We start from the raw sequence: 12,180 nt of genomic DNA, 5'->3' as shown, positions 1-12,180 counted from the left end.
AATGCAATTAATTTATACAACCAAATAAGATTACACGTATCTTTAGACTATAAAACACCAAATATGGTATATAAATTATCAGCGTAAATTCAATTTTAACCTGTAGCCATATTTCAGGACTAGACATCCAAAAAATCCTTTAAAATTGCTAAACTCTCTGTTGGATTTTCTTCCATAGGAACATGACCAGAATTTTTAAGAATTACTAATTTAGAATTTGGTAGTAAACTATCCATTCGCTTTCCGTTATCTAACGGAATCCACAAATCGTTTTCTCCCCAAAGCAATAACGTTTTTGTTTGAATACTTTTTAACTTCTCTAAATTTGCAGTTTTTGCCAATTTAAAATCGGTTTTTGCTCTATCAATAAATGCTTGTCTATTTCCTGCTCTTAAAGCCATTTCGTGATAACGCGTAATCAATTCGTCTGTAATTTTAGAATCATCTTCATACACTTGTTTCATATTGTCTTTAATTACCATTTTTGGGGTTAGATATAAAAAAAGCGAATTTACAATTGGCGTTTTTGCCATTTTAAAAATCCAAGGTTGTGGTTTATTTGTTGGCAAACCACTTGCAGAAACTAAAACTAATTTTTTAATTTTCTTTGGATATTTTGCAGCGTATTCCCACGCAATATTTCCGCCCAAAGAATTACCCACCAAATAAAAATTATCAACCTTTACTTTTGATAAAAATTGCTGTAGAAATCGCATATAATTTTCAATTGAATAATCTCCGTTTGCATTTGCTCCAGTTAAACCAAAAGCAGGTAAATCCATTCTAAGTACTCGATGGTTTTTTGAAAGTTCTTTTGTCCAATCATCCCAAGTGTGCAAAGAAGAAGCTGTTCCGTGAATTAATACAATTGGCGTTCCGTTTCCTTCATCTCTGTAATGCACTTGCATTCCGTCGATTTCAATAAATTTAGAATGTTGATTGGCGTATTTCTCTTTTAATTTTTCAACAGGAATATCAGAATACACAGCACCTTTTATCAGAAGAATAAATACAATTATTACTGCGTAAAAAATATATTTTATTTTTTTATTCTTCTTCATAGATTATTTAATAATCTCATACAAAACCGGCTTACTTGGTGTTGCATCATTTTCAAAAGGCGCAATCATTAAATTCAGTAAATATTCTCCATCTTCAATTGAATTTGGCACGTAAATAAACTCAGTTATGGTTGCATTCATTCGTATTTCTCCTGAAGTATTCCAAAAAGCATTGTGGGCTAACAGTTTTCCTTCGTCTTTTTCTTTATCTACCGAAGGCAAGTCTATCAATAAATGTTTAATGCCTTTTTCTCTTAGGTAAATTGCCGCTTCTTCTAACAAATACGGTGGATTTGTATTTGAGTAACGCATCTCTTTTTTATCCGATAAATTTGGTAAAGTTCTAATTACAATGGCGTCTCTTTTTTTATTCTTTAATGCTGTTTTTAATTGTTTTTCTGAAATCACAAAATCTCCATTTCTGCTTTCTGGAGCTACAGTTACTAATTCTGCAAGAAAAATAAAATACTTTAAATTTTTATTTACAGAATGTACTTTTTCTGTAATATGCCCAACACATTCTGTGTGTGTAATATGCGAATGCGGATTAAAATGTATGTTGTTAAAGTTTACAACAGCGCCTTCAGAAACCTTAATTTTTTCTCCTTCAAATTCTTCAGGAAAAATAGCTGGATCATCAATATACCATGCATTGATATTTTTTTTTGACATATCAATAGGAATTGAAATATCTATAGGATTCGAGATGTCTACTTCTATCTTTCTTGAATTATATTCTATAACTGCTTTCATGCTGAGATTGTTTATGCTGAATTTATTTCAGCATCTTATAATTATGATACTACAATTCCAAATATACTTTTTTTAATTGAAGATTTTGTGATTTTATTAAATTCCATTTCCATTTTAAAAAGACCTTTCGACAAACTTTGTTTGCTACTTTCAATCAAAATACATTTTGATTTCAGTAATGCTCAATGTGACAGCCGGAATGGTTTTAAAACTAGTTCAGGATAAATAAATCAGATGCAATACCATCTGCCAAAAATTTTCCTTTTTTTGTGGTTTTCAGCAATTCAATGTAATTACGAGGAGGAATCGACGAAGTAATCTCTTTATCGTCAAAAGATTGCTTCGTTTCTCTCGCAATGACGAGTAAATCTTTGTTGATAAATTTTTCTGCGGATGCTACTAATTGATTTTTATAATCAATCCCAAATTCAGCTTCAATTTCAGCTAAAGAAACTCCCCAAATAGTTCGTAAGCCTGTCATAACTGCCTCATTAAATTGATCGTTTTTTGACAACTCTTCCGTTTCGTTTGGCAACTTATTTTCTAAAATGGATTTGATGTATTTGGTGTTGTTAGCAACATTCCAACTTCGATGAGTTTTACTAAATGAATGTGCTGATGGTCCAATTCCGATATATTTTTTTTGGTTCCAATAACTGGTATTGTGTTTCGAAAAAAAGTTTGGTTTTCCGAAGTTGGAAATCTCATAATGTACAAATCCTTGCTTCTGTGTTTCGGCAACCAACACATCAAAATGTTGTTTAGCCAATGCTTCATTTAATGGCGGATATTTTCCGTTTTTGATAAACGAATCTAACGCTGTATTTGGCTCAACTGTTAGTGCATAACTAGAAATATGATGGATGCCAAAATCGAAAACAATTTGTAAATTTTGTTTCCATTTTTCAATGGACATATTCTGAATTCCGTAAATTAAATCTACCGTAATATTCTCAAAGTGGCGAGTCGCCACAGACAAGCATTCTTTTGCTTCTTCTGCGTTGTGCGCTCTGTTCATCAATTTTAAATCGTCTTCAAAAAAAGATTGAATTCCGATGCTCAAGCGATTAATTCCGATTTTTTTATAATCTTCAAAAATCGTTCTCGACTGCGCTCGAACTGACATTAAATCATCCGGATTTGCTTCTAACGTAATTTCTGGATTCTCAATTACTGTATAATTCGAATTAATAGCATCAATGATAGATTCAATTTCATCAACAGATAATAAACTCGGCGTTCCTCCGCCAAAATAAATCGTTTCAATTGTTTCGTTTTGTAATTCGCCTTTTCTAATTTCTAACTCTTTAATCAAACAAGAAACCAGCTCATCTTTCTTTTTTAACGAAGTAGAAAAATGAAAATCGCAATAAAAACATGCTTGTTTACAAAATGGTATGTGGATGTATATTCCGGACATTTTTTTAGTTATCAGTATTCAGTTTACAGTATTTAGTAGCAGTTTTTAGTTATTTAGCTCCGAATTTACTAGGATTATTAATCATGTAATTTATTAATTTTCCAACTTCAGCGTTTTCAGAAGGCAAACTTTCAAAATCAATTTGATTTATATAATTACATTTCAACGCAAATAATAACCATACTTGAGTTTCTGAATTCTCCGCATCAGAATCAGATAATTTACTTACAAAATGTTTGGGATACAATCTTTTTCTATACGCTTCAGATATATTTACAGAAACACTTCTTGATGATCTTCTAATTTGATCTGTTAATGAGTACTTTTCTTCTTTTGGAAATGATTTAGATATTTCAAAAATTCGCATTGCCAAATCAAAAGATTTTTTAAAAGCCAATAATTCTTTAAACCCCATAATTATTTATTTTTAAAATACTACAAATGCAACTGCTACTGAATACTGCTACTGCCAACTGAACACTAATTCTTCACTCGTTTTTCATTCTGCTTTACAAAGGCACTCCAGCCTGTATAACTTTTTCCGCCAACAACTTTTCCTGCATTGTAAAAATGACAAACTGCTGCTGCTAATCCGTCTGTAGCATCCAAATTTTTTGGTAATGTTTTTAAGTCTAATAAGGATTTTAACATCAATGCTACTTGTTCTTTGCTGGCGTTTCCGTTTCCGGTGATTGCCATTTTAATTTTCTTTGGTAGATATTCTGTTATAGGAATTTCTCTCGATAAACCTGCTGCCATTGCAACTCCTTGAGCTCTTCCCAATTTCAACATTGATTGTACATTTTTTCCAAAAAAAGGCGCTTCAATTGCAATTTCATCTGGGTTGTAAGTATCAATCAATTCGATAGTTCTTTCAAAAATTAGTTTTAGTTTTAGGTAATGATCCGTGTATTTAGTTAAAATCAATTCGTTCATTTGAATGAATTCCATTTTCTTGCCCATAATTTTAATCACACCAAAACCCATAATCGTGGTTCCTGGGTCAATTCCTAATATGATTTTTTCTACCATCAAATTTTAACGTTCTTTGTTATAATGTTCAAATCAGTTTCATACAAATCTAAGCAATTCTTAGCGCTAGTCGTAAAACTTTTTATTGTTATTGGTTGTGGATATTATATTTATGATAAAATCTTCACAAACCAACAACAGTCAATTTCTAATTTTTTATCAATATTGACAAAAAATGATGTTTTTTCATTAAAAAATGCACTTTTTTTATTGATTTTCACCTTTTTTAATTGGTTTCTAGAAATATCAAAATGGAAAATATTAGCAAATCAGGCACAAAAAACTTCATTTTCTGAAGCTGCAATTCAAAGTTTAGCTTCTTTAACTACGTCGTTAATTACTCCGAACAGAATTGGAGAATACGGAGCAAAAGCTTTGTATTTTAAAAAAGCATTGCGAAAAAAAATTGTAGCATTAAATATCGTTGGAAATGTATCTCAATTAATTATCACTATTGCTTTTGGAATTATTGGTTGCTTGTATTTGTTTTTCAATTTTAAGATTCAATTTGATTTTACGAATGTAATTTTCGTTGTAATTTTTTTAATTCTATTATGTATCATTTTCTGGTTTATTGATAAAAACAATGTTACAATTAAAGGGTATTCAATACAGTATTTTAAATTAAAAGCAACTAATTTTTCTAAAAAGACATTGCAAAAAGTCATGCTACTTTCTGTACTTCGGTATCTTATTTTTTCACATCAATTTTATTTTTTAGCACTTATTTTTAATGTTGATATTCTTTATTTAGACGCAATGATGTGTATTTTTTCAATGTATGTAATTGCATCAATTATTCCGATGTTGTCTTTATTTGATGTCGTTTTAAAAGGCTCTGTTGCGTTATTTATTTTTTCATTATTTCAAGTTAATGAAACAAGTATTTTAGCAATTGTATTACTCATGTGGATTTTCAATTTTGTACTTCCAAGTATTGTTGGAAGCTATTTTGTGCTTACTTTTAATACCAATAAATTAATTCAGAAAAAAGAATGATTCTCATTAGTATTTTATTTTATAGCTACATCATTTTCATATTTATTTTTGTAATTGGTTTTTATAAAGTGAAAGAATTCAAAAGCACAAATACTTCAGAAAAGATCGCTTTTTCTGTGATTATTCCGTTTAGAAATGAAGCTAAAAATTTACCAAAATTATTGGACTCAATTCAACAATTAAAATATTCAAAAGAGTTGGTAGAGTTTATTTTTGTTGATGATGATTCAACTGACAATTCTGTTGACATTATCAATTGTCATTTCGAGCGTAGCCGAGAAATCTCACAGATAAATTTCGACTATGTTCTACCAGATATTCGAATTTTAAGAAATAGTAGAGCTTCTAATTCGCCAAAAAAAGACGCCATTATTACAGCCTTAAAAAGCGCAAAAAGCAATTGGATTATTACTACAGATGCAGATTGTGTTTTACCTGAAAACTGGTTAAAAACCATCGATAATTTCATCCAACTAAACAATTGCAACATGATTGTTGCGCCGGTTTCTTATGAAGGAAACTCAACCTTTTTACATCAATTTCAGGAGCTAGATTTTATGAGTTTACAAGCCACAACTATTGGTAGTTTTGGTGCTGGAATTCCGTTTTTATCAAATGGAGCGAATTTTATGTACAGAAAAGATGTTTTTGAAAAGCTAAATGGCTTTGATGGAAACACCAATATTGCAAGTGGAGATGATGTTTTTTTATTAGAAAAATTTATTGCGTTTTATAAAGAAAAAGTACAATATTTAAAATCTGAAGATGTAATTGTAAAAACATTTCCTGAAAATTCTTTACAAGAATTGATAGAACAGCGTATTCGTTGGGCTTCAAAAACCTCAAGTTATAAATTATTAATTGGCAAATTAATTGGAATTTTTGTTTTGTCAGCAAATGTAATAATAGCAATTACTCCTGTATTGGTTATATCAAAAATAATGAGGTTTGAAACTTTAATTTTCTACTTTTTCTTAAAGTTTTTGTTTGACTATTTATTGCTAGAAAGAATGGCGATTTTTGAAAACAAGAAAATATATTTTAAAACTTATCTTAAAAGTAGTTTTGTGTATCCGTATTTTACTTTGTTGGTTTTTTTGAAATCAATATTCAGCAATTATCAATGGAAAGAACGGACTTTTAAAAAATAATTTACGGCAATACTTTTGAAAGGATTGCTTCTGCGTTCATCCATAAATACACCATAATTATTAATAAAATAACGAAGATAACTCCTCTCTTAGGGTTTGGTTTTTTTCTTCCTCTTATTCTTCTAAATTTTATTCTTTTTTCTTCCATATGATTTATTTTTAGCGTTTTGTTGCCCTCAACATTTCTCTTTTTCCTGGCGGGCCATCGAGTCGTTCTACAGAAAAACCAACTTCTTGCATCGCTCTTCGAACGCTTCCTTTGGCGGAATAAGTTACTAAAATTCCGTTTACTTTTAAAGCTTTATACATTTTTTTAAAAATAGCAACTGTCCATAATTCTGGTTGATATTCTGCTGCGAAAGCATCAAAATAAACAACATCAAACTGATTTATATCAATAATATTTTTAAAAAATTGTTTCCTTTTTGTCAACCAAAAATTAGACTGAATCTGATGTTTTTCTTCCCAAGTGCAATTATGTATTTTATCAAAAACCAGTTGTAGATTATCCACTTTTAATTCTGAAACATAATTGAGTTTAGAAACTTCTTCTTTTGTTACAGGAAACGCTTCTACTCCAACATAGTTGATTGATTTTTCTTTTGCTTGCGCTTCTAAAAAAGTGATAAAGCAATTTAAACCTGTTCCAAAACCGATTTCTAAAATTGAAATTTCTGATGCAGAAATCACATCAAATCCTTTAGAAATAAATACATGTTTTGATTCTTGAATTGCACCGTGAGTTGAATGGTAATTTTCATTCCAATCTGGTAAATGGATCGTTGTAGAACCATCTGAAGTAATCACGATTTCTCTTTTCAAATTACTGAATCAATAGTTTTTTTATTTTCGGAATTGGACCAATACACGTTGTTTGATGACAAGTAATACAACTATTAATTGTGTTGTTGTGTTTAGAAATTAAGGACTCTTCAGAAGTTTCAAAAACTAATTTCATATTATTTAAATAGAAATTCGAAAACGTTTTAAAATCTGCTGTTCTATCTGTTGAATCAGTTAATTCTGCCGTATGAATTTTTAAAAATTCTTCAGGAAACTCTTTTGGTTGTTTTCCGTCTAAAATTAATTGCTTGTTTTGTGCATTTGTTTCATACATCAATAACATTAAAGCAGCCATTTCTGACTGCTTATAAAAGTTTCCTTTTGGAGTAATTTCTACTTTTTCCTCTTTTTTAGAATTGCATCCAATAAAAAGAAAAAGAGAACATATAAAAATAATTTTTCTCATTATTTCTTCATTAAAACTCCGTCTGCTTCAAATACAAACTCTAATTTAGGCATTGTAATTTTAGCAATTTCTTCTTTCGATTTTCCAGCATCTTCAGCATAATGTTTTAAATCTGCAACAGAAGTTTCTTGTACAAATGCTTTTCCATTTACAATTACTTCTCTGTCTTTAGCATCTAGCGGCATAAAAAATCCGTAGTCTTTAAAACGAACCATAGTTTGTGTTTCGTCTGTTAAATCTAACTTCATCCAGCAACCTTTTTTAGAACACACCTCATCAATTTTTGATGCAAATTTTACATTGATTGTATCACCAGCTTTTAATGATTTAAACTTATTTAACATCGCTTTAGAATCAATAGCGCCATCATTTGAAATCATTGCACCAAAAGAATCAAATTTTGTTGCCGCTTCTGTAGTATTTTTGTCTTTTTTTTCTGTTGAATTTTCTTTACAAGCTGTAAAAACTAATAAGAAAACAACACATACTTTTAATAAATTTTTCATTGTTTTAATTTTAATGTATTTATCACAAATGTAAGAATTTAAACAATAATATTCACTATTTTCTAAGATAACAATGTGATAAATTATGTACCTTTGCGCCATTAAATTTCTGACTTAAAATGAATTCAAATATAAAAATAGAGCTCACTAAAAACTCTAAAATAGATTCAGTAGATTTTAACAATTTACCTTTTGGTTCTGTATTTTCTGATCACATGTTTGTATGTGATTATAAAGATGGAAAATGGCAAAACCCAACAATTCAGCCTTACGCTACAATTTCTTTAGATCCATCAGCAAAGATTTTTCATTACGGACAATCAATTTTTGAAGGAATGAAAGCCTACAAAGACGCTGATAAAAATACGTTGTTATTTAGACCTTTAGACAATTGTAAACGCTTAAATAAATCAGCAGAAAGAATGGTAATTCCGCAGTTACCAGAAGATATCTTTATGGATGGTTTAAAAAAATTATTAGAGATTGATAACGCTTGGATTCCAACTAATGACGGAAGCTCTTTATACATAAGACCTTTTATTTTTGCATCAGGAAACGGCTTTCATGCTTCTCCATCAACAGAATATAAATTCATTATTGCAACAGCTCCTTCTGGCGCTTATTTTGCTGGAAAAGTAAAAGTTTTAATTGAAGAAAAATACGCAAGAGCTGCAAATGGTGGCGTTGGATTTGCAAAAGCTGGCGGAAATTATGCTGCGCAATTTTATCCAACTCAATTAGCAATAGAAAAAGGCTACAATCAAGTTATTTGGACAGATGATACCAGTCATGAATATATTGAAGAAGCTGGAGCAATGAATATCTTTATTCGAATAAACGACACCTTAATTACTAGCCCAACTTCTGATAGAATTTTAGACGGAATTACACGAAAAAGTATTTTACAAATTGCTGAAGACAGCGAAATTAATGTTGAAGTTCGTAAAATTACAGTAACTGAAGTTGTAGAAGCTGCAAAAAACGGTAGCTTAAAAGAATTATTTGGAGCAGGAACTGCAGCTGTAATTTCACCAATTTCTGGTTTCGGTTTTAAAGGAGAAGATTTTGAGTTGCCAGAATTAGAAAATAGTTACGCTGCTCAATTAAAAAAGAAAATCACAGACATACAAACTAATAAAACAGCAGATCCTTACGGATGGAGAGTTCAATTATAGTTGATAGTTTCTTAAAAATAGTAAAAAGCATCAATCTTAGATTGATGCTTTTTTTGTAGCTTTCAATTTTTAAAATTCACTTTAAATGAAATTAAAAATATTCTTATTGTTTTTTATTGTATTTGCTTTTGGCTGTAAAATAGAAAACAAATCAACAGAAATAATTGAACCAAAAAAAGTACAACAGTACATTACTGTTTTGGGAATTGCTCAAGATGGTGGTTATCCTCATATTGGTTGTCAAAAAGAATGTTGTGCAAATTATTACAACGGAACAAATAAAAGAAAAAGTGTTGTTTCTTTAGGCTTGGTTGATCAACAAAACAAGCAAAAATGGATCTTTGAGGCAACTCCAGATATGCACACACAATTAGCAGATTTAGAGCAAAATCATTTAAAGAAAGAGAATATTATTGATGGTGTTTTTCTTACTCACGCACATATTGGACATTATACTGGGTTGATGTATTTTGGTAGAGAAGCATTTGGAAAAAAGGACATTACTGTTTTTGTAATGCCAAAAATGAAAAACTATTTAGAAACAAACGGACCGTGGAGTCAATTGGTTTCTTTACAAAATATTGCATTGAAAAAATTACAAAACGATTCTACTATCGTGTTAAATAATAGTTTAAAAGTTACGCCATTTTTAGTTCCGCATAGAGATGAATTTTCTGAAACAGTTGGTTATAAAATTGAAGGAAAAAACAAAACTGCGTTGTTTATTCCAGATATTGATAAATGGCACAAATGGAAAAAAAGTATTATTGAAGAAGTAAAAAAAGTAGATTACGCTTTTTTAGATGCTTCCTTTTTAAAAGATGGAGAATTAAGCAGACCGATGTCTGAAATTCCACATCCGTTTACTTCTGAAACCGTTGCTTTATTTAAAAATGAAACTTTAGCAACAAAAAATAAAGTTATTTTTATCCATTTTAATCACACAAATCCTACATTACAAGAAAATAGCAAAGAGCGAAAAGAAATAGAAAAATTAGGTTTTAGATTTGCTTCTGAAGGACAGAATTATGAGTTGTAATTTTATTATCCTTATATTAGATACTTATAAATTGCTAAAAAAGAAAATGAAAAAAATACTGCTAATAGTTTGCTGTGTTATTTCTTGTCAGGCTTATTCTCAAGAAAACAATACCGAAAACTACAATCCAAGAACAAATCATCCGTTTGGATTAAATTTAAATTTTTTCGGCCCATCAATTCTTGGTTTATCTGCGGATTATTATGTTAATCCAAAAACAAATATTGAGTTAGGAATAGGATTATTTGGCTTATTTGGTGGTGGAACTTATCATTTTAAAGAATCTAATAACTATAAATGGACTACTTATGTTGGTCTTTTTGCACAGCATGTATTTGAAATTGGTTTCAGTAATGAAAACTCTACTAATGATGATATTAGAAATGGAATATATATTCCCTTAGGATTACAATATCTAAATGAAGATGGAATAACTTTTAGAATTGAACTAGCTACAGGAACTATTATTAAATTATATGGCGGTCTTAAATTTGGTTATCATTTTTGATTAAAAAAACATGAAAAAATTACTATTTATAGTATTACTTATTATTTCTAATCAAGTAATTGCACAAGAAACAATTATAACAAGTAAAAACTCAAGAATAAGTAGACCGATGGGATTAAATTTTGATTTAGCAAGTCCTTCTATTTTGGGATTAACTCTTGATTATTTTATTACTCCAAAAATAAATTTAGAAGCTGGAATTGGTATGTCTGGAGTTACTTTAGGCGGTGCATATCATTTCTCAGGAGATAAAGCAGATAAAAAATGGACTCCATATTTAGGTTTTTTTCTTGGTCATAAATTTAAAGAATATCCTTATTTGAATGACCAAGGTGAGCTTCCTTATAAAAAAAGTGGAGCTTATATTCCGTTTGGGTTTCAATACTTAAATCATGATGGATTTACAATCCGTTTTGAAATGGAATTACAATCTTTTGGCTTATTGTATTCTGGCGGAATGAAAGTTGGTTACCATTTTTAAAAAATACTAGATTTAACTTTCTAAAATCTCAGCAATATTTGGTTTAAAATAATTTGGCCCTTTTAATACTTTTCCGTCTTCGCGATAAATTGGTTTTCCATCTTCACCTAATTTGCTCATATTAGATCTTTGAATTTCATTAAAAACTTCTTCAATTTTATCTTGCATTCCGTGTTCTATAATTGTTCCACATAAAATGTACAACATATCTCCAAGTGCATCTGCAACCTCAACTAAATCATTGTTCTGAGCAGCTTCAAAATATTCTTCATTTTCTTCTTTCATTAAATTAAAACGCAATAGGTTTCTGTCTGCTCCTATATTTGCTGTCGGCGAATTATTTATTCCTAATTTAAATGCTGTGTGAAATTTGTGTACTGCTGCGATTCTTTTTTTCATGAGTTTATTTATTTTTTAACTTTATATGTATTAAAGATTGTCTTTTCTAAATAAGATATAATTGAAAAATATTTTAGTGAAAAATTACGCGATTTCTCGTCTCACCAATTGTCGTTCTGTTGAAATGACATTTATTTACAGATGTTATCTTAAAAAGAAATACAGTCTTAGTTTAATTTGTATTTTTGCTTAAAAATACGATTTTATGTTTACCAAAGGTCAATTAATTTTTGCTGGCGTTTTTGCTTTTTCTTTTATTATTCTAATGGTTTGGAGTTACAGAAAAGACATTGCCAACCATAAAAAATACTATAAAAACACAGCGTTAAAAGTTGGTTTTTGGATATTTATTGCCGTTGCTATTTTTAGTGCGATTCGTATTTATAGTAAAAGTTAATTTACAAGTG

Annotated in this window: 17 protein-coding genes; 7 read left to right on the top strand and 10 right to left on the bottom strand. The window is 29.6% G+C overall.

Annotated elements, in window-relative coordinates; all coding sequences use genetic code 11:
- Positions 1 to 119: 119 nt before the first annotated feature.
- From ABDX67_RS04240 to ruvC, 5 genes are all read right to left on the bottom strand, one after another.
- Positions 120 to 1,061, bottom strand: coding sequence for an alpha/beta fold hydrolase (locus tag ABDX67_RS04240; RefSeq protein WP_347173710.1), 942 nt, complete (start codon positions 1,059 to 1,061; stop codon positions 120 to 122).
- 3 nt (positions 1,062 to 1,064) lie between these two features.
- Positions 1,065 to 1,814, bottom strand: a complete 750-nt coding sequence (locus ABDX67_RS04235) for a cyclase family protein (protein WP_347173709.1) — start codon at positions 1,812 to 1,814, stop codon at positions 1,065 to 1,067.
- Between the two features lie 211 nt (positions 1,815 to 2,025).
- A complete protein-coding gene (gene hemW / locus ABDX67_RS04230) occupies positions 2,026 to 3,234 on the bottom strand; it encodes a radical SAM family heme chaperone HemW (RefSeq protein ID WP_347173708.1) in 1,209 nt (402 codons plus the stop codon).
- A gap of 49 nt (positions 3,235 to 3,283) precedes the next feature.
- On the bottom strand, positions 3,284 to 3,649 hold the full coding sequence (locus ABDX67_RS04225; RefSeq protein WP_347173707.1) for a four helix bundle protein: 366 nt from the start codon (positions 3,647 to 3,649) through the stop codon (positions 3,284 to 3,286).
- A 65-nt stretch (positions 3,650 to 3,714) separates the two neighbouring features.
- Positions 3,715 to 4,269, bottom strand: a complete 555-nt coding sequence (gene ruvC / locus ABDX67_RS04220) for a crossover junction endodeoxyribonuclease RuvC (RefSeq protein ID WP_347173706.1) — start codon at positions 4,267 to 4,269, stop codon at positions 3,715 to 3,717.
- 21 nt (positions 4,270 to 4,290) lie between these two features.
- Here ruvC and ABDX67_RS04215 point away from each other — a divergent pair, with 21 nt between their 5' ends.
- Both ABDX67_RS04215 and ABDX67_RS04210 read left to right on the top strand, forming a co-directional pair.
- Positions 4,291 to 5,265 (top strand): lysylphosphatidylglycerol synthase domain-containing protein, encoded by a 975-nt coding sequence (locus ABDX67_RS04215; RefSeq protein ID WP_347173705.1) that lies wholly within the window; start codon positions 4,291 to 4,293, stop codon positions 5,263 to 5,265.
- On the top strand, positions 5,262 to 6,416 hold the full coding sequence (locus ABDX67_RS04210; RefSeq protein WP_347173704.1) for a glycosyltransferase family 2 protein: 1,155 nt from the start codon (positions 5,262 to 5,264) through the stop codon (positions 6,414 to 6,416). The genes ABDX67_RS04215 and ABDX67_RS04210 overlap by 4 nt, the downstream gene beginning before the upstream one ends.
- Before the next feature lies 1 nt (position 6,417).
- On the opposite strand, the gene ABDX67_RS04205 is transcribed toward ABDX67_RS04210, so the two are convergent.
- The 4 genes from ABDX67_RS04205 to ABDX67_RS04190 are packed head-to-tail and all read right to left on the bottom strand — an operon-like array spanning position 6,418 to position 8,171.
- Complete coding sequence (locus tag ABDX67_RS04205; protein ID WP_347173703.1) at positions 6,418 to 6,564, bottom strand: hypothetical protein; 147 nt, start codon at positions 6,562 to 6,564, stop codon at positions 6,418 to 6,420.
- Positions 6,565 to 6,575: 11 nt separating this feature from the next.
- Entirely contained in the window at positions 6,576 to 7,238 is a 663-nt protein-coding gene (gene mnmC2, locus ABDX67_RS04200) for a tRNA (5-methylaminomethyl-2-thiouridine)(34)-methyltransferase MnmC2 (RefSeq protein ID WP_347173702.1), read from the bottom strand.
- Between the two features lies 1 nt (position 7,239).
- Entirely contained in the window at positions 7,240 to 7,665 is a 426-nt protein-coding gene (locus ABDX67_RS04195) for a hypothetical protein (RefSeq protein WP_347173701.1), read from the bottom strand.
- Positions 7,665 to 8,171 carry a DUF4920 domain-containing protein gene (locus ABDX67_RS04190; RefSeq protein WP_347173700.1) on the bottom strand — a complete coding sequence of 169 codons (507 nt, stop codon included), beginning with the start codon at positions 8,169 to 8,171 and terminating at the stop codon, positions 7,665 to 7,667. The genes ABDX67_RS04195 and ABDX67_RS04190 overlap by 1 nt, the downstream gene beginning before the upstream one ends.
- 119 nt (positions 8,172 to 8,290) lie before the next feature.
- Between ABDX67_RS04190 and ABDX67_RS04185 the strand changes: the two genes are divergently transcribed.
- From ABDX67_RS04185 to ABDX67_RS04170, 4 genes are all read left to right on the top strand, one after another.
- Positions 8,291 to 9,346, top strand: a complete 1,056-nt coding sequence (locus ABDX67_RS04185; RefSeq protein ID WP_347173699.1) for a branched-chain amino acid aminotransferase — start codon at positions 8,291 to 8,293, stop codon at positions 9,344 to 9,346.
- An 85-nt stretch (positions 9,347 to 9,431) separates the two neighbouring features.
- Complete coding sequence (locus tag ABDX67_RS04180; RefSeq protein ID WP_347173698.1) at positions 9,432 to 10,385, top strand: MBL fold metallo-hydrolase; 954 nt, start codon at positions 9,432 to 9,434, stop codon at positions 10,383 to 10,385.
- 46 nt (positions 10,386 to 10,431) lie between these two features.
- Positions 10,432 to 10,893, top strand: coding sequence for a hypothetical protein (locus ABDX67_RS04175; RefSeq protein WP_347173697.1), 462 nt, complete (start codon positions 10,432 to 10,434; stop codon positions 10,891 to 10,893).
- A 10-nt stretch (positions 10,894 to 10,903) separates the two neighbouring features.
- Entirely contained in the window at positions 10,904 to 11,374 is a 471-nt protein-coding gene (locus tag ABDX67_RS04170) for a hypothetical protein (protein ID WP_347173696.1), read from the top strand.
- A gap of 12 nt (positions 11,375 to 11,386) precedes the next feature.
- Here the strand turns inward: ABDX67_RS04170 and ABDX67_RS04165 are convergent, their stop codons facing one another.
- On the bottom strand, positions 11,387 to 11,773 hold the full coding sequence (locus tag ABDX67_RS04165; RefSeq protein ID WP_347173695.1) for a pyrophosphohydrolase domain-containing protein: 387 nt from the start codon (positions 11,771 to 11,773) through the stop codon (positions 11,387 to 11,389).
- A 205-nt stretch (positions 11,774 to 11,978) separates the two neighbouring features.
- On the opposite strand from ABDX67_RS04165, the gene ABDX67_RS04160 reads away from it, so the two are divergent.
- The gene (locus tag ABDX67_RS04160) at positions 11,979 to 12,170 is read left to right on the top strand and encodes a hypothetical protein (RefSeq protein WP_347173694.1); all 192 of its coding nucleotides are present in this window, start codon (positions 11,979 to 11,981) and stop codon (positions 12,168 to 12,170) included.
- Positions 12,171 to 12,180 lie beyond the last annotated feature (10 nt).

The organism is Polaribacter uvawellassae (assembly GCF_039748955.1).
Classification (GTDB): domain Bacteria; phylum Bacteroidota; class Bacteroidia; order Flavobacteriales; family Flavobacteriaceae; genus Polaribacter; species Polaribacter uvawellassae.
This window is presented reverse-complemented; position numbering and strand designations above follow the sequence as displayed.